The following is a 17,660-nucleotide window of genomic DNA, read 5'->3' on the forward strand; positions in this document are numbered from 1 at the left end:
GATACTGTCTTACGCTGGCATCCGGAACCGGCTCAGGCTGCGCGACTGGTCAAGCAAATCTGCGGCCAGTTGGCGCGCTTCTGCGCGTGGCATCCGCTTCTGGCGGCGTATCACCTTGGTCAGGCGCTGGATCACGACATCTTCCCATCGGTCCCGGAAATCGTCGTCGGGCGTCTCGATGAGGATCTTCGGTCGGCGTGGGTCATGCTTCAGGCGGTCGCCCGGCCGACCCGGCTGTAGGTAGAGGGCCCGGCTGTTGAGAGCGGCGTCAACGATGATGCCCTCGTGCTCGATGCTGAACAACAGGGTCGCGCGGACCTCGATCGGCCGGGTGAACTGTAGCGAGAGGGCTACCTGATCGTCGTCGCGGTCTACCTGGCCCCACCTGTATGTGACATCACCAGGTGACAGGTGATCGTGTAGTCGTACCAGTTCATCAAGGTCAGGCCGGGTGGCGGTATCTATGATGACCAGTGGCACCATCCGGCCGTCAGCGATCGGGCCGGCAATCGATCCGTCTGCGACGACGGGCACGATGTCGGCAGGATCAAGGCTCCGTCTCGTCGGACGTTTCTTGGTCGTCCGCTTTCTAATCATGACCCACCTCTCGTAGAACGGACGCGCTGACCGTCGCGGCGATACCCCGGCTGTCCTGCAGAACAGCGTCATAACGATGAATCCCCGCGCCCGCGGGGAGCAAGTTGGCAGGTAGCCGGAACGTCAGCCAACCGGCGACCGCGCCGTTGGCCTGCAGCCGCGCAGGCAGGTCCAGAGCATCCACCTCACTCGGGAACGCATCGCCGGTGGTCTCGTGGCGAACCTTGACCGTCATCGCATGACCGGACTGCAGGGTGTAGGAAATGTGCAGATCAGCGCTGAGAACGGCGGCATCACGGTCAGTGGGGTTGACCGCGAGGATCTTCATGCCGACCCACCGTGGCGCGTCCCGACAACGCCATGATGCGGAGTCATCAAGGGTGACGGTCAACCGGGCCCCTCGCCGCTCTTCCTGCTGCAAAGAAAGGGCCAACGCGCGCCGTGAAGTGTTGCGGTTCGACAGCGCAACCAGCAGCGCGAACACTGCGACGACGGCTGACACCATGGGCATCCACTGGAACCAGCCAGAGTCCGAGGAACCCGATAGCGGGGTCAGAACCAGGAGCATCCGCACAGGATGCCCGACCGCCGCGCCCCACGCGATACCGGAAACAGTGGAGTCGCGCGCCCCAGGCTCCAGCGGCGGATCAGCGTCGCCGTTGCCCTTCTTCGCCTCACCTCGCTACCCGAACTGGTGCCTGTAACGACCTCCTGCACGCTTCACGCCAGCGCGAGCAGCACTCTCACCTCATCGAGCACTGGTTCGCCGACCTGACCAACCGCCAACGCCCGTGGCCGCCCAACCAAAGCATCAGAGACCGGCATATTTTACACAAAATCGCTCACCCGTTCGAAGTCGACGAATCGGAAACTAGAAGGGAGGCTCGTTTGTCGACCAGGAGTCCCTTGCGTTCGCTCGGGCCTCGAACTTCGCCTGTTCAGCGGCCCGCTGCTGCGCCCGCTCGGATCGAGTTCGGGGGATGTCCGGCATGGGCGCCTCGTCTACCGCCTCATTCCAGCAACGGTGAAAGCGTTCGATGTGGGTCAAGGGCGGGTTCCAGCGGTCGACGTCGTCGTCCTCGGTGTCCTCCGGGTCAACATCGGCTATCTCACATAACGCTAGGAAAATCATCTCGACTGTCTGCCACGCGCCTACGGATTCACCACGCAGGGCCCGGCGCACTGTCTCGTGGTTGGCCGTTCCGCGCCGCCGGTCGTCGTCCCACGCCTCGATCGTCTCAGCGATCCGCCTTGTTGTGGGGCGACGGGCCGCAACGTAGAACCTCCAGAGCATGTCGACGAACGGCTGACGTGGCTGAGGCGCATCCGTGGGCTTGGTCAAGCGTGGGGGCACTGGCACATCCCTTCTCAAAGTCCCTCTAATTCTAGGGAATCCACACTAGGTCTAGCTTCAGCACCCGTACGGCCATCGTTTGCAGCGCCTCGTCGCAGTCACTGCGCAGCATCGTCTCGCTACGAATAGGACCTCAAGCCGCAGGCCAGCATGGTGGTGCGGCGTCACGAAGACGTTGCCCGTGCTCGACGCCGTCGAGCACGGAAGAGGTGCGGCGTCCCGACCCCTCTGGCCCGAATGCGGATTGGCAGGGACTCGCGAGCGTAAGGAGAACCGATGCCCCGACGTCCCTCGCCTACCCGCCGTCGCGCAAGCGTTATGCATGTAAGGGTCATCATCCTGGTGGCCGGGGGTGTGCTTGGTCTGGTGCTGTGCTTGCCGATCGAGCGAGCCAGTCTCGTCAGCGGCATGGTCGTCTCTGTGGTGGCCAGTGCCGCCCCGTTATGGCTGAACCGCAGCGAGGGTGGCGTTGGGAAGCGGCCCACCGGCCGCAAGAACCGATGATCTTGCGAAGTCACTACTACGCGAGCAACAGCGAGGACCGACCGACACGGCAACCATGTGCTGGTCGCGCTGTTCAGCCGCAGCGTGATCTGGCTGTCACGTTGGAGCACGCCGCAGTTGCCGTTGACGAGGATGGCCTCGTCACGATTGCGCATTGATGCACGGTTCGGCGGTGGGGCCAACCCTGCCTGTCCGCGGCCTGCGAAGCCAATCGATGCTGTCGTACGCAGGCAGTACTATGGCGCACCGTCGTGCAACCTCCACTGAGCTGAGAGGGGGAGATGGATGTTCATCTCTGCTGTCTACATCCGCTTCTACCGCTCGTTCAACTACGACTACCTCCGCAAGGCACATGAAGGCTTCTCTCCGGACCCCTGGGACCTTCTCGAGCCGCGCGAACTGCAGTACCCGTTCGTCCAGGTTTCGTTGGAAGACGGGATCACCACTGTGGTCGGCGCCAACGAGTCCGGTAAGAGCCAGCTCCTGGCCGCTGTCAAGCACGCTCTCACCGGCCTAGAAATCGAGCGCAGCGACTTCTGCCGCTACTCGCAGTTCTTCGCCGTCGACAAGTCGATGGCCTTCCCCGACTTCGGCCTGGAGTTCAAGCACTTAGACGACGACGACCGTGCCGCCGTGGCGAAAGCCGGCAGGATCAGCACCCTCCACGACAGCATCGACAGCTTCCTGCTGTTCCGCTTCAATGGCAAAGATCCCGTCCTCTACCTGCCGGAAGCGGAGGGTTGGCAGCAGGTCGCGGTGAAGGACAAGAAGACCCTGGACACCGTCCTGCCCCGCTCGTTCGAGATCGATGCCAAAGTTGCGCTGCCCGAGAGCGTGCCGATCACGTACCTGGCCGAGGCCAAGACCTCCATACAGACAGGCCCGCGCAAGGAGCGGTACGCGTTCCTGACCATGGTCATGGAGAACGCCGCCTCGCTGTTCGGGAACGCCGACACCGTGCCAACGGCCACTCCCCATCTGGTCAGCGCATTCACGGCGGCGAACACCCAGACCGTGAAACACGAACGTCAACTGGCTCTGGCCGACGACCTACTCCTCAAGGTCGCGAAGATCGACCGCATCGCCTTCAAGGAGCTCCTCAAGGCCGTCGAGGACGGCCGTGACGGGTTCGCCAACGGCATCGTGGAACAGATGAACCGGGCCTTGGCCGCATCGCTGAACTTCCCGAAATGGTGGTCACAGGACCATGAGTTCAAGCTGCTGCTGACCCTGCGCGACCAAGACTTGGTCTTCACCATCCGTGACCGCACCGGCACCGAGTACTCCGCCGACGAACGCAGCGGCGGACTCAAGTACTTCCTGAGCTACTTCGTGCAGTACCTCGCCCACGAGCCACCCAGGTCGGGCAACCCGGAGATTCTGCTTATGGACGAGCCGGACGCCTACCTGTCGAGCACCGGTCAGCAGGACCTGCTGCGCATCTTCGAGGACTTCGCCGATCCGCAGGACCCTGACCGGCAACCGTGCCAGGTGGTCTACGTGACCCATTCACCGTTCCTGATCGACAAGAACCACGGCGAACGCATCCGCGTCCTGGAGAAAGGCGAAGGCGACGAGGGCACGCGTGTGGTCCGCAACGCCGCCCGCAACCACTACGAGCCGCTGCGCTCGGCGTTCGGGAGCTTCGTCGCCGAGACCACGTTCATCAGCAACTGCAACCTGATGCTGGAAGGAACCTCCGACCAGGTCCTGCTTGCCGGTATGTCCGCCCGGCTCCGGCGTCAGAAGACCGCCGACATGGACAACCTCGACCTCAATACACTCACCTTGGTCCCCGCCGGATCAGCCCAGCACATTCCGTATATGCTGTACCTGGCCCGAGGCCGTGATGTCGACCGCCCGGCAGTCATCGTCCTGCTTGACAGCGACACCGCCGGAAACCAGGCGGTCAAGTCCCTCAAGAAGGGCCCGAACGGCAAGCCTGTCATCGACCCAGAGTTCATCCTGCAACTGGGAGACATTTCTGCCGACACCGTCACCAGCTCAAACCCGGCCAGCGTCATCGCCATCGATGATCTTATCCCCGTCCCTATCGGCATCGCCGCAGTCAAGCGCTACGCCGCCGAGTTCCTCGACCCGCAGCAGGCACAGAAACTTCAGGCGCTCAAACCGAAAGACGTCAACTTCGATGATTGCAAGGGCGCCCACGACGCGCTCGAACGTGCGGCAGCAAGACTGGTCGAGGGCCTCCACCTCGACAAGGTCGGCTTAGCCCGGAGCGTGCTCGACGTCGTCCGCTACGAGGAGGCCCCCGCCCAAGCGACGGAGACCATGGACGCCAACTTCCGTGTCCTCTTCCGAGAACTACGACGGCTCCAGCGGCGCGCACTGCGGGAGGCCACCACAGAGAAGGCCAGCGCGAAGATCAAGCGGCTCAAGCGCTCCTTCCTACTTGATCATCCCACCTGGGCCAGCCGCGAGGCCGGTCTCCTGCTGTTAGACGATATCGAGACCGGACTCGACAACTCGATCGACGCCGAGGATCTCAGGAGCCAGATCCGTAGCGTGCGCCGCGACTTCACCCTTGACGACGAGCCCACCGAACCGATCCCTGACTTCCCCGGCTTCCGGGGCGCCCTCGACAAGCTGGTATATCGCGAGATCAACGAGGTCCAAGAGGCATAGCCGACGCCCGAGGGGTGAGTGAGGGCTGTGCTCATGTCGACGTTTGCCGAGCGGCTTGGTTTCGGGCGGTGACCGATCTAGTCTGCTGCGATGACCGACCGTGTCCGTCCGGTAGATCTCGTCCTTGCCATCGCCGAGACGTTGCACCAGGTTCACCATCAGGAGCTACCGGAGGTGTGTGAAAGGTACGGCTTGGAGCCCGGTAAGCCGAGCGAGGCGTATGATGGTAAGAAGTGGTATGTCCGTCGACGCATCAAGTCGTGGGAGTTGCATCGCTTGGTTGTGCTGGGCGGGCGCGTTCTCGACGACTTTCGCTCGGAGGAGCTTGAGGAGCTGATGCGTCGGTGCGGCACTCGCGGCGTGGCCGGCGACTTCAAGAATCTGATCTTCGCGGCGAATGGACCTAAGCCCGAAATCGTGCTCCGCGATGCGGTCAACAATCAGGTCGAGATCGTCAAGAACGCGCAATTCTGCCTGGTTTACGACCGGGTTCTGCCCAACGAAGGTCTCAGCTGGGCGGCTTTGGTCAGCTGGTGGAGCGAGAGTCAGGGTCGCCCGACCGACGACCTGGTTCATCCCGGGCGTCTGCTGTACGCGCGGCTCGCGGAGGCCTTGGACCCCAACTCGCCGCCGGAGCAGTTGTTCTTCAAGGAGTACTGCGCGCTGTACGGCACCCATCCGATCGACAAGATCCCGGCGCTGATTCCTCAGGTCTACCTGCACTACGACCCGTACACCGCTCGGGAACGACGGGCGCCCGGGCCACTGCCACGCCAACGCATGGATTTCCTCTTGCTGCTACCTCAGAACCAGCGGGTAGTCATCGAGATCGACGGCAAGCAGCATTACTGCGATGACGAAGGGCGTCCTAGCCCTCGCAAGTACGCCGAGATGATGGCCGAGGACCGGCGGTTGCGCTTGGCTGGCTACGAGGTCTTCCGATTCGGCGCAGCAGAACTCGCCGCCGATCCTCATAGCTCGAGCACGACGGTTCGCGCCTTCATCACTGAGTTGTTCCTGCGGTATCACCTTCGCCTGTAGCCCAACCGCGTGCCGTGGTGTCGGCCACGCACGGGCCAACGCTGCGGCAGCATCGGTGACGGCCCGGTCACGCGGGGGTATGCCGCCTGGTCAAGGTGTCGGGCGGTCCGCATATGCTGCGTGGCCCGGGCGGGACAGCGCTGTCGTGTGAAGCGCTCGGGCAGACGGAAATGGTCCAGCGCTGAGAGGAGTTCGCGGGTGCGGCGAACGGGTCCGGAGGAGGATGTCGCCAGCGCGGATGCCTGGCAGTTGGGCGGGATGCCTGGCGGCCTACTGCAGGCCAGCTATCTGACGCCGGGCAGGTATGCCGCCCAGTACCGGGCGATTGTCGACGTGTTGCTCGCGCAGCAGCAGCACACTCTGACCGGTGTCGCCGCCGCGGATCTTCCCGACCTCATACGGGCGCACTTGGTCGCCTCGGGTGCGGACCCCGGCTTGGTCGACGAAGCCGGGTTCGACCTGCCGGCGCGGATGACAGGCCTGGAGCGGTGGGGTGTCGTCGACCGGTTCCAGGACCGAGCGCTGCGGGACGCGGACTTCATCCGAAACTTGGACCGGTACCAGCTGACCGAAGTCGCCGCGCAGCTGCATCAAGCGGTAACGAGTCTCGGGCAGGACGCCGCAACGGCGGCCGCGGCCACGCTGGCACCTGGCGTGTTGACCGCGAACCTGACGCAGCTGCGTGATCTCGCCGAACCGGATCCGAGCGAGGCGGCGAACGCCTGGTCGATCATCTTGAATACCCACCAGTCGATGGCGCGGGCCGCGGCCGGGTGGCAGGCTCGGCTGGCGTCCGCGCTGGCTGGCACCCCGACCCTCGACAAGATCATGGTGGTGCAGGAAACCCTGCGCCGGTATGTCGACATGTGGGGTGCCGGCGTCGATGTGCATTCGGAGACGATCACAAGCCGGGTGAACGAACTGGGTGCGGTCTCGGATGGGGTGTGGCGGGCGGTCGCGGCCCGCATGCTCGGACCGAACGCCGACGATCTGGCGATTGTGGACCTGGTCGGGACGTACCGGTCGACCTTGGAGACGTTGCGCTCCTGGTTCGATGGCCCGGACTGTCAGGCCCGGCGGCTGCGGCGGCAGATGCGCGACACGATCGGTCCGCTGTTGCGTGGGCAGCGGACTCTGGCCGCGGTCGGTGGGCACATGTCGCGGCGTGCCGAGCTGCTCGCTTTGGCGGCCCGGGTCGAGGCCGCTGGCGGTGACGAGGCAGGTTGGCAGGTGTGGTGCAACGCGACCGGTCTGTACGCGGCCCGGCACCTGCCAGGGGTGGCACCGGCACCGGCCGGTAACCCGTCCGCGTCGTCATGGTGGGAATCCGACACGGTGCCGGTCGAAGCCCGGCTGCGTAAGCAGGGCCCGCGCGGCACGACCGGGGCGCCGGCGCGGCTGGCCGACAACGCCGGCAACCGGAGAATCGCGCGGGCGAACGCGGTTGCGCAGCAGTCCTTGGCGGCGCAGACCGAGGCGGCGGTCATGGCCCGCTCGGGGATGCGGTTGTCGGACTGGCCGCCGATCTCGGAGGCGGAGACCACGCTGCTGCTGCAGTTCCTGACCGCGACGCTGCGGGGCAGATCAGCGGCGTCCGGGACGCGGACGGCGACAACCGGGGACGGCCGCTGGTCGTTGCGGACCGAACCGGTTCCCGGTGGCGTAGACGCGGTGATCCACACACCAGCGGGGCGGCTCGTGCACCCGGATCTGATCTTGCACATCTCCGCCACCACGACCGGGAGCATCGGATGAGCGCCAGAACGTCGGCGCAGCAGGTCGCTGCGCAGCACGCGTTCGTCGGCCTGCTCGCCCAGCCGATGATCACCCCTGCCACGAACCGGGAGTTGTTCCGGCTGGTGGTTCGCCATCAGCAGCCGCTGTCGGAGGCCGCGCGCCGGCTCGGGTACCGGATCCAGCGGGTCGGTCAGGCGGCCCGACTGATCCGGGTACCGGTCGGCGGAGCGGCGACCGTTCCGCCCCGGCCGTCGGACGCCCCGTCTCGGCGGCTGCTGGCGCTGATGTGCCTGATCGCGGCGTGCTGCGAGGAGGTTTCCGGGACGGTCACCCTGCAACGGTTGTCCGACATGGTCCGTGACGTGTGCGCCGCGCCCGGCGTGCAGGTGTCGCCCTACGACCCGGACATCAAGTCCGAGCGCCGGCAATTGCGGGACGCGGCGGCGTTGCTGGCCCGCTGGGGTGTGCTGAACCGGCGGACCAGCGACGAGAAGATGTTGGAGGAATGGACTGAGGACGGGTCCGGCCCTGGCGCCGGCTACGAAGTCGACCGGGACGCGCTTCTACTGATGACTAGCCCGGACGTCCTCGCCGCCGCGTTGCAGCCGGAGCCGGCGGACGCGGACGCGACCCGCACGATCCGGCTACTGCGGGCCCTGGTCGAAACCCCGGCAGTGCTCTACGCCGACCTCGATACCTCCGACGCGGACACGCTGCGCCGACACCGGTCCCGATACGCCGGCTATCTGGCGCACATGACCGGCGGTGCGATCGAGGCCCGACAGGAAGGGATCCTGCTGGTCCTCTACGACGGCGACGGCCGCCCGCCGACGGTCGCCGATTGGCCGCGGGCGAAAGCCGCGGACTGGGTCGCGCTGCTCGCCGCCGACCAGGCCGGCCGCGACGGCGTCCGCCACGACGACGGCACGGTCCACCTGACCCGGGTCCTGGTCGACGAGCTGATCGACGACCTGATCCGGTCACGGGGTGCGTACATGAACGACCGGCAAAAAGCCGACCCACAGGTCGTCCTCGATGACGCGCAGCGGGTTCTGACCGAGCTCGGCCTGCTGCGGGTCACCGGTGACGGCGGCTGGGTGCTCCTGCCGCCCGCCGCCCGCTACCGCGACCCGGACGTTCTCTATCCCGAAACCACCGGCCGCACTTTGTCTGCCGCTGACCTGACTATTGTGGAGATTGCCTGATGACCGCCCTCGCCGGCCCAGCCGTACCGTCACCGGGCCCGCACCTGTCCGACGCCCAGCTCGCCGGATGGCGCGACGCCGTAGCGCACGGCCGGCTGCCGGATCCGGTCCGCAGCCGGTGGCAGATCCTGCGGGCCGGGGTCATCGGTTTGTGGGAGTTCGACGTCGCCGAGTACGTGTTCGCTGACGGTCGCGCCCAGTTCGTTGGCGCGAACCAGTCCGGCAAGTCGACGCTGATGACGTTGACGACGCTGATCATGCTCGCCGGCAACCTCGAACGGCAGAACATCGACACCTTCGGTGACTCCGGCAAAGACTTCCGGTACTACGTCGAGCCGTCCGGCAACGACCAGGACCGCCGCGACGACTCCGCGACCGCGCATCGCGGCTGGGCCTGGGTCGAGTACGGCCGGATCCGTGACGAAGGCACCCCGGAGTTCTTCACCACGCTGCTGTACGCGCAAGCCAAACGGGGCGTGTCGCAGCTGACCCGCACCTGGATGATCTGCCACGGCACCGCCCGGGTCCGCGCTGGCCTCGACCTGGTGAGCGGGCAGGCGGTCACCGAACCGAAACACTTCGACGGCATCGGCGGAGTCCAGGTCTTTCCCACCGGTACGCACTACCGGCGCAAGCTGACCACCGCACTGTTCGGGTTCACCGATGAAGACCGGTACGCGACCGTGCTCGAGCTGCTCAAGACCCTGCGGACCCCGCATCTAGGGCAGAAACTGAATCCGGACTGGTTCACCAACCAGATCCGCTCGGCATTACCACCGCTGGCCCGCGACGAGATCGAAGGGCTCGCCTCTGGCTGGCAGCAGGTCGAGCAGGTCGGTGCCGACCGCACCGACGCCGAGGAGGCCCGGTCCGCGATCGTGGACTACGTCACCAAGGCGTGGCGGCCGTGGGCGGATGCCGTGCTCCGCCAGCACGCCGACGCCCTGGTCGAAGCCGACGCCGCGCTGAGCGCGACGTCGGCGGCCGTGGAAGTTGGCGCCGCGACGCTGGATCAGGCCCGGCAGGCTCTCCACGCTGAATCGACCAAGACCCAGCAGCTCACCGACGCCGCCGAGCGCAATCGCGGAGCGCATCAGCAGCTGCTGGAGTCTGCGGCGTACAAGAGCGCGACCGGCCGGGCCGAAGCCTCGACGTTCGCCCGCCGCGCGGCCAACCAAGCCGCCACCCGCGCTGCTGACGCCAAGGCGGCTCTGGCCACGTTGCGCAGCCTGTACGAGCAGACGCTGGTCAAGCAGACCAAGGCGCAAGCGGACCTCGAGGCTGCCCGCACCGGCTACCAGGCGGCGGTGGCCGCCACCGTCACCGCCGCCGGCACGGCGATGCTCGGGGACCTGGCGGCCCAGTGGGCCGTCGACGCGGATACTGCCCGGTTGGACGCGGCCGTTGCCGCTCGCAGGATTGCGGTGGCCACCCTGCGGAACCTGCTGCGAGAGACGACCAGGCTGGCTGCGAAGTACCGCACAGCCGACGACCTGGCGAGCGCCGCAGAAGCGGACCTCAACACTCGTAACGCCGATGCGGAGTCCGCCGCCGGCAGGCTCAGCGACGCGGTACAGCAGCTGTCCGATGACATGGAACGGTGGGCGGCCTCACTTTCCGGACCCGCACCCGAGCAGGCCCTTCGGCAGCGCTGGCTCGAGCAGGTCACGACCGAGTCGATCGCCGCCAGCCCTCGTCAGGTGCTGCAGCAGATGCTCATGCGGGACTGGCTCAACCCGGCCGTCGACCCACGGACCACCCGAGTCGCACAGCTACGTACCGAAGCCGAACAGCAGCAGTCCGCAGCGACGGCCGCTGACCGGGAAGCCAACGAGCTGGCGATGCATGGCGACCCGGTCCCGCCAGCTCCGGCCGGCTGGACCCGCCGCCCGCGGCCACCGTTTCCTTCTACGGCCGGGGCGCCACTGTGGCGGCTGGTCGACCCAGCCGACGGGGTCGAGCGGGGCGTGCTGGACCAGGTTGAGGCCGCCTTGACCGCCGCAGGCCTGCTCGACGCATGGGTCACCGTCGACGGCGTGTACACCGCTGGCCGCGACGGCACGGACGTGGTCGCCACGAGCCTGCCTGCAGCGACTGGGCCGGCGCTGTCGATGGTGCTCGCCCCGGCCGCCGACAGCGGCCCGCTGACCGCGACAATCATGGCAATCCTCGACGGGATCGGGTTCACCCCGGCCGGACAGCCGCACGGCAACGCTGTCGCGGTCGCCGTCGACGGCCGCTGGCAGACCCCGACCGCCGCCGGACAAGCAGGTCCGGCCGAACACGGCGCCGAGCTGATCGGGGCCGCCGCCCGCGCGGCCGCCCGGCAACGCCGGATCACCGAGCTGCGCGAGCTGGCCGAGCAGCACCGCGCCCGAGCCGATGACGCGAACCAGGCCGCGGACACCCTGATCGATGAGATCGCCGCGCTGAGGGCCTCGGCAGAGCATGCACCGTCAGACAGCGACACGGTCGCCGCCGCATTGGCGTTGACGGCCGCCAACCGCGAACGTGACACCGCCCAACGCAAGCACATGACCCTGGCCGGCAAAGCCGACGCCGCCCGCCAGGTGTGGGAAACCGCAACTGCAGACGCGACCACCCATGCACTCGAACACCGGTTGCCGAACTCCGACGAGCACCTCGACGCCGTCACCGCAGCACTCGACGATGCCGCAGCCGCGACCGGCCAGCTCCGGCTCGCCGTCCAGGGCCGCGACACCGCCGAGCAGGCTAGCGCCGAAGCGGAATCGAAGACCACCGAGTCCAAAGCCCAGCTCGACGCCGGTGTCGAGGCGAAACGGACCGCAGCGGCCGAGGCGGCATTGCTCGACGAGCGGGCCATCGAAGCGGAGAAGGCTGTCGGGCGCGGCGACCAGGAGTTGTTCGACCGGGCCACCGAACTCGATAGTGAGGCCGACGCGCTCAAATTGGCGATCGCCGACTCCCACCGCGAAGGTCTCGCCCTAGCCGGGGTCGCCGCGACCGCGCAGAGTGACTGGGAACAACGCCGCCGGGAGCAGACCACCGCCGAACAGGATCGCGCCACCGCCGCCGTTAACTGGTGGATTCCGGTCGACGTGGGGCTCGCCACAGCCCGCAAACTGCCCGAGCCGTGCGGGCGCACCATCGACGACGCGTTACATCAGGCCCGTAGCGCAGTCGCCGATCTGCGACCAGCGAGCTGGCCGGCGACGCGTACCGGACGCGAGGACCGGGTCCGGCAGGTGACCGCCCGACTGTTCGCTGGTCCTTACACCGAGCTGCAGACCAGCCTCGAAGCCAAAGGCGGCCGCGCCGTGCATGCCGCCGAGGCCGACGACGCCCGGCCGCTACCGGAGATCACCATGGTGGTGGAGGCCTCCGGCAAGCAACTCACCCCGGCCGCGGCGATCGCGCACCTCGACGACCAGATTGCGAAGCTGTCCGCCACTCACGACGAGAAGTTGCACCAGATGTACGCGCAGATTCTGTCATCGACTTTCATCAACCATTTGCGCGACCGGCTCAAGCGTGTCCTGAGCCTGCTGAGCACCGTCAACGACGTCCTCGAACGGCACCCGACCGGAGCAAACCGAACCACGCTGCGGCTGCGCCGGCACCCCCGCAACGAACAGCAGGCCGGCTACAAGATCCTGCGCGCTCTGGAGTCCGGCAGCTTCGAATCCGACGCCGCCCAGGAGCAACTGCAGGCCTTCCTCATCGAACGGCTCCAGCAGGTTCAGGAATCCGGCCTGCCCGGCGTCGACGACTGGACCGACCGGCTCGCCACCCTGCTCGACTATCGAGACTGGTTCGACGTCGTCTGTGAGTTTCGGGTCGGGACCGCTCCTGATCCAAAATGGAAACCGCTGACGAAACAGGTCCACGCGGTCGACTCCGGCGGTGGCAAGGTCGTCACTCTGATGCAGCCATTGCTGGCCACCCTCGTCGCCCTGTACTCCGACAACCCGGCCGGACCCCGCCCACTGTGGCTCGACGAAGCGTTCGAAGGCGTCGACACCAACAACCGGGCGATCATGCTGCGGATGCTGTGCGACTTCGACCTCGACTTCCTGCTCGCCGGCCCCGGTGCCCTCGTCGCCGCGGCCCAGGTCCCCGCCGCCGCGATCTGGACCATCACGCGGGCACCGGCGCCGCTGCCCGGCGTCGACTTGTCCCTGATGCTGTGGGCCGGGAACACCCTGCAGATCGTGCCGGTCGCCGACACCGCCGCGCCGCTGCTGGCCACCCCGCGACCAGCCGAACAGGACGGACCGGACCTACTCTCCACGCTCACCGCCGAAGCTACGGCCACCGGCAGCCAGGAGATGCGGTGAGCGCGGCTGCGGACCGCTGGGCTGCTCTTTCCGGCCCGGCGAAAATCCTTACCGCCGCCCGAGAGTTACTGGAGAACGGCAAGACCGGACCCGGCGTCACCCTCCGGGTCACCCTCAACGTGGCTGAACGCGACCAGGTTGGACGGATCCTCGGTATGGCCTGGGAAGCCTCCAGAGCTCCGGTCACCCTCGGCCGGCTACGCAAAGCCCTGCACGGCCTGGACGACACCCTGGAAGACCTCCTCGTCCGGCTCGGCGGTCCACTCGACGACCGGCTCGCCAAGCGCGAACTTGCTCGGCAAGCCGCCCGCGACCATCTCGACAACGCCTACGCCGTCCTGACCAGTGCGGGCATCCCGGAGCATGCGGTCGCGCTCGCGCGCACCCGACGCTGGCTCGAGCACACCAACCCCGATCTGGCCGACAGCCGCGCCCAGGCTCTAGCCACGCTCTGGCCGCACCTGCCCGCCGCGGATCGCCCGTTGCCGGAACTCGCGAACTCGCTTTTCGGCAATCCGCACCATCTCGATCGCGACGCCGACATCGGCCGGCTCGCCGCTCGTCTGCTCGCCGCTGCACACACCACGGACCTCGGCACCGCCGCGGCCGCGGCCGGTACCGCGTTGAGCGCCGATGCTTGGCGCCAGCTGTGGGCGAGCGTGGGCGTCAGCTGCGACGAAGTCTCGGCGACTGTCCTCGTCCTCAACCTCCCTCTGGCCGGCTCCGCCGCCGCAGCGGCAATCACCGCCGCAGCCGCCGCGACCGGTGAACCAGTCTGGCTGACCGCCCGGTCGCTGCGCCGCGCGTGGGAACCCGGACCCGGCCTTCACACCGTCCGGGTGTGCGAGAACCCGGTCGTGGTCGAAACCGCAGCGGCACGGCTAGGCCCCCACGCTCTGCCGCTGATCTGCGTGTACGGGCGCCCGTCGATCGCGGCATGGCTGCTACTGGAGGGTCTGGCCGCCGCCGGGGTCCGTCTGCTGATGACCTGTGACCGCGACACCGCAGGGCAGCAGTTCCTCACCGAACTTCTGCGCCTGCCCGGCGCGGTCGAATGGCTGGCTGCAGCTGACGGCGTCTACGAGGAATCGAGGCTGCCGGACCTGCTGGCCGACCTCACCCCTACACCGCAGGCAGGTACTTGATCCGGTACCCAGCTCAGGGTATAGGGCCACGCTGCTGTTGCGGCGCGCGGAGGAGTGGCGGCCACCGCCGGATAATCGGGGGATGGGCCTGAGCGAAGCGGCTCCCAAGCTCCATCTGATCCATCGGTACGCCAACCTGGTGGGCTGGTCGGTGGCATCAGTCGGTCCGAGCGGGGAAAGGCGTTCAACCAGTTAGTAGTGCTTTGTTAGGTTCGGTGGCGTTTGCTGCGGTGTAAGGGTTTCACGGGTTGGTGGCAGGTGAGGCAGGCGCCGGTCCAGGTCCCGAGGAGCCTCTGCAGCTCGCGGATGACCGTGTAGAGGGCCAGGCCGGCGCAGCCGCTTTTAGGTCCAGGCGCAGTTCGGTGATGAACAGGTGTGCGGCGGTGGCCAAGGTGACGTGGCGGTGCCAGCCGATGAAGGAGCGGCCTTCGAAGTGATAGCCCCACCACAAAACACCAGGTCAAGCCGACCACATCACGAAGTCAGTCACAGACAGTGACGACACCGGGATGACACCCACGCGACACCCACTGTCCAGGTGGGACGATCGACAAGAAACGCCCGACCGCGTTTCCGCAAGCCAGGCGTTCTTTGATCTTGTGCGCCCGAAGGGACTCGAACCTCTAGCCTTCTGATCCGTAGCGTACGGTCGAAGCCGTCAGCTCGTCCGCGAAGATCACCATCACCCGGTGGCGCAACCGGGTCATCGGAGGCCCTCAGTGAGGTTTTCCCTAGTAGACCCCGGGTCCAGGCACCAGATCGCCACTCCGGGTGAGGCGCTCCTGGTTATCGACTGGTGGAACGACTACCACTTCGTCACGCAATTCCAGCTGATCATCTTCGACAGGGCGGGCGAGCGCCACGAGATCGGCCATGTCAAGATCGGGCGGTTCGGTCTTCGCACCGAGGAGAAGATGCCGGAGCTGCTGGCGCGTCAGTTCGATAGCCTCGGCGAAGGCTTTTTCTCCCTCGGCCAGGACGACACGTATTACGAGAAGCTGGAGCATCTCGGCGTCCGGGTCGAGGTGCTCACGGCCCTGCGGGACTTGGCGTACGACTCCGGCCTGCTGGAACGGGCCCAGTCTGAGCAGGTCACCAAGACGTCGCTGCTGCGGAACATTCCCCTTGAGGTGGTACGGGGCCAGTTCCGAGGCATCGCGCACGGGGGTGCTCGGATCACCCCGTACCAGTTCGAATATCGCCCCGCTGTCCGGCCGTGGGATGAGATCTCGTGGTCGCGCGGTCTCGACTTCGCGATCGTCATCAATCGCCGGCCACCGACCAACGTGCACGTTCTCATCGGCCGGAACAACGTCGGAAAGTCGCACTTGCTCCGCAACTTGGTCCGTGCCGTCTGTGACCGTCGCGCACGTGAGGCGGACGTCGGCTCGGTCGTCCATCGCGACCAGCAGGGCCCATCGGGTTTCCTCGGCGTTGTCGCTGTCTCCTTTAGCGTGTTCGATCGTTTCGTCGCGATTCCCGAGGCCGACCGGCTCATCCCCTACACGCACGTCGGTGCCCACGAGCCGATCGACAAGCCGGACGACACCGACACCGACAGTGAGACGGCGGCCAGACCACTCCAGCGTGACGAGCTGGCGGCCCGATTCGCGGAGAGTCTCGAGGCCTGCCTGACCGGGCGTGCCGCCGACCGCTGGACGAATGCCGTCTCCACCCTGCGATATTCCGGATCCGGGTTCCTCGAAGACGACACCTGGATGCCGCGATTCCGCGCGGCGGACGCGGACTCGCGCAGGGAGATGGCCAAGAAGCTCTTCAAAGGCCTCAGCTCAGGACACGCGATCGTCCTGCTGACCATCACCAGCCTGGTGGAGAAAGTCAGTGAACGGACCCTCGTACTGGTCGACGAGCCCGAGTCACACCTGCATCCGCCGCTCCTCGCGGCGATGATGCGAGCCCTGTCCGACCTGCTGGTCGACCGCAACGGTGTCGCCGTCGTCGCCACCCACTCGCCCGTGGTGCTACAGGAGGTACCCGCCTCCTGCGTCTGGATGATCCGACGGCACGACACGGTCGTTACGCCCGAGCGGCCAGCCATGGAGACGTTCGGTGAGAATGTCGGCACGCTGACGCACGAGGTCTTCGCACTGGAGGTAACCGACTCCGGTTATCACCGGCTGATCCGCGAGGCGGTCCGCGCCGACCTGGGCTACCAGGGTGTCCTCGACCATTTCCACGGGCAGTTGGGCAGCGAGGCAAAGACCATCGCGCGGACCCTGATCGCGATCCGCGATCGAGGCGGAGAAGTGTGATGTGGACGGTTCCGCGCCCGTCGTTCGACGCCAGGCACGTCTTCATCATGTGTGCCACATCCATCCGCGATCCGGAGATCCGCAGGCGGCTGTCCGTACTGGACACCCACGTCGATCACGCCGCCTGGACTTTCGCCAACGCCGCTTCCCGGGCCGAGCTGCACACTCTCGGCCTCTTCAAGAAGTGGCCGAAAGACGAGGACGACCAGGCCGCGCTCAAGATGGCCTATGCCACCGGGATGGTGCGGAACAAGTCTGGCCGCTACTTCTACGACCATCTGATGGATGCGGCGGTACACCAGCGCTGCCCGCTGTGCGGGCATGGCCGCGTCTCGACGCTCGACCATCAGCTGCCGAAATCGTCCTATCCACTCCTTGCGGTCGTACCCGACAATCTCATCCCCGCCTGCTCCGATTGCAATCACCGCAAGAACAGCGCCTCCCCGGTCAGCAGCGAGACGCAGACGCTGCACCCCTACTTCGACGACGCCAATCAGGCACGGTGGCTTTTCGCCCAGGTGGAACACGGGGAGGAGACCACCGTGCGGTTCTACGCCGACCCGGTCGCCGCGTTCGGCCCGACGATGCAGGCCCGCATCAGGTACCACTTCGAGCAGTTCCAGCTGGCGACGTTGTATGGCGTTCTGGCGGCCCAGGAACTCGCCGGCATACGCTCGCAGATCTCCAGACTGCGGGAGGCGGCTGGCCCGGAAGCCGTCGCCGACGAGGTGCGCGACCGGGCGGAGAGCCGGGCCGAGTATTCATTGAACTGCTGGCAGAGCGCTATGTATGAGGCACTGGCCGCCGACCCGGGATATCTCGCGAACGGCTGACCGGTC

The 17,660-nt window shown here is 66.8% G+C and carries 11 protein-coding genes; 8 read left to right on the plus strand and 3 right to left on the minus strand.

The window, feature by feature from the left end:
- Nucleotides 1–9 precede the first annotated feature (9 nt).
- The 3 genes from J7462_RS26160 to J7462_RS26170 form a co-directional block, all read right to left on the minus strand.
- Nucleotides 10–597 carry a hypothetical protein gene (locus J7462_RS26160; protein ID WP_219467821.1) on the minus strand — a complete coding sequence of 196 codons (588 nt, stop codon included), beginning with the start codon at nucleotides 595–597 and terminating at the stop codon, nucleotides 10–12.
- Nucleotides 590–1,165 (minus strand): hypothetical protein, encoded by a 576-nt coding sequence (locus J7462_RS26165; RefSeq protein ID WP_219467824.1) that lies wholly within the window; start codon nucleotides 1,163–1,165, stop codon nucleotides 590–592. Before J7462_RS26165 ends, J7462_RS26160 begins: the two co-directional genes overlap by 8 nt.
- A 303-nt stretch (nucleotides 1,166–1,468) precedes the next feature.
- Entirely contained in the window at nucleotides 1,469–1,891 is a 423-nt protein-coding gene (locus tag J7462_RS26170; RefSeq protein WP_219467827.1) for a hypothetical protein, read from the minus strand.
- An 849-nt stretch (nucleotides 1,892–2,740) separates the two neighbouring features.
- Between J7462_RS26170 and J7462_RS26175 the strand changes: the two genes are divergently transcribed.
- From J7462_RS26175 to J7462_RS26210, 8 genes are all read left to right on the plus strand, one after another.
- On the plus strand, nucleotides 2,741–5,101 hold the full coding sequence (locus J7462_RS26175) for an AAA family ATPase (protein WP_219467830.1): 2,361 nt from the start codon (nucleotides 2,741–2,743) through the stop codon (nucleotides 5,099–5,101).
- Between the two features lie 90 nt (nucleotides 5,102–5,191).
- Nucleotides 5,192–6,142 (plus strand): hypothetical protein, encoded by a 951-nt coding sequence (locus J7462_RS26180; protein WP_219467832.1) that lies wholly within the window; start codon nucleotides 5,192–5,194, stop codon nucleotides 6,140–6,142.
- 198 nt (nucleotides 6,143–6,340) lie between these two features.
- Nucleotides 6,341–7,897 carry a DUF2397 domain-containing protein gene (locus J7462_RS26185; RefSeq protein WP_308291037.1) on the plus strand — a complete coding sequence of 519 codons (1,557 nt, stop codon included), beginning with the start codon at nucleotides 6,341–6,343 and terminating at the stop codon, nucleotides 7,895–7,897.
- Nucleotides 7,894–9,084, plus strand: coding sequence for a TIGR02678 family protein (locus J7462_RS26190; RefSeq protein ID WP_219467836.1), 1,191 nt, complete (start codon nucleotides 7,894–7,896; stop codon nucleotides 9,082–9,084). The genes J7462_RS26185 and J7462_RS26190 overlap by 4 nt, the downstream gene beginning before the upstream one ends.
- A complete protein-coding gene (locus J7462_RS26195; RefSeq protein WP_219467839.1) occupies nucleotides 9,084–13,403 on the plus strand; it encodes a TIGR02680 family protein in 4,320 nt (1,439 codons plus the stop codon). Before J7462_RS26190 ends, J7462_RS26195 begins: the two co-directional genes overlap by 1 nt.
- The gene (locus J7462_RS26200) at nucleotides 13,400–14,548 is read left to right on the plus strand and encodes a TIGR02679 domain-containing protein (protein WP_219467842.1); all 1,149 of its coding nucleotides are present in this window, start codon (nucleotides 13,400–13,402) and stop codon (nucleotides 14,546–14,548) included. The genes J7462_RS26195 and J7462_RS26200 overlap by 4 nt, the downstream gene beginning before the upstream one ends.
- 719 nt (nucleotides 14,549–15,267) lie before the next feature.
- A complete protein-coding gene (locus J7462_RS33445) occupies nucleotides 15,268–16,821 on the plus strand; it encodes an AAA family ATPase (protein WP_219467845.1) in 1,554 nt (517 codons plus the stop codon).
- Nucleotides 16,821–17,654, plus strand: a complete 834-nt coding sequence (locus tag J7462_RS26210) for an HNH endonuclease (protein WP_219467849.1) — start codon at nucleotides 16,821–16,823, stop codon at nucleotides 17,652–17,654. Before J7462_RS33445 ends, J7462_RS26210 begins: the two co-directional genes overlap by 1 nt.
- The last annotated feature ends 6 nt before the right edge of the window (nucleotides 17,655–17,660 follow it).

Source organism: Micromonospora sp. RL09-050-HVF-A, from assembly GCF_019374995.1.
Classification (GTDB): Bacteria; Actinomycetota; Actinomycetes; order Mycobacteriales; family Micromonosporaceae; genus Micromonospora; species Micromonospora antibiotica.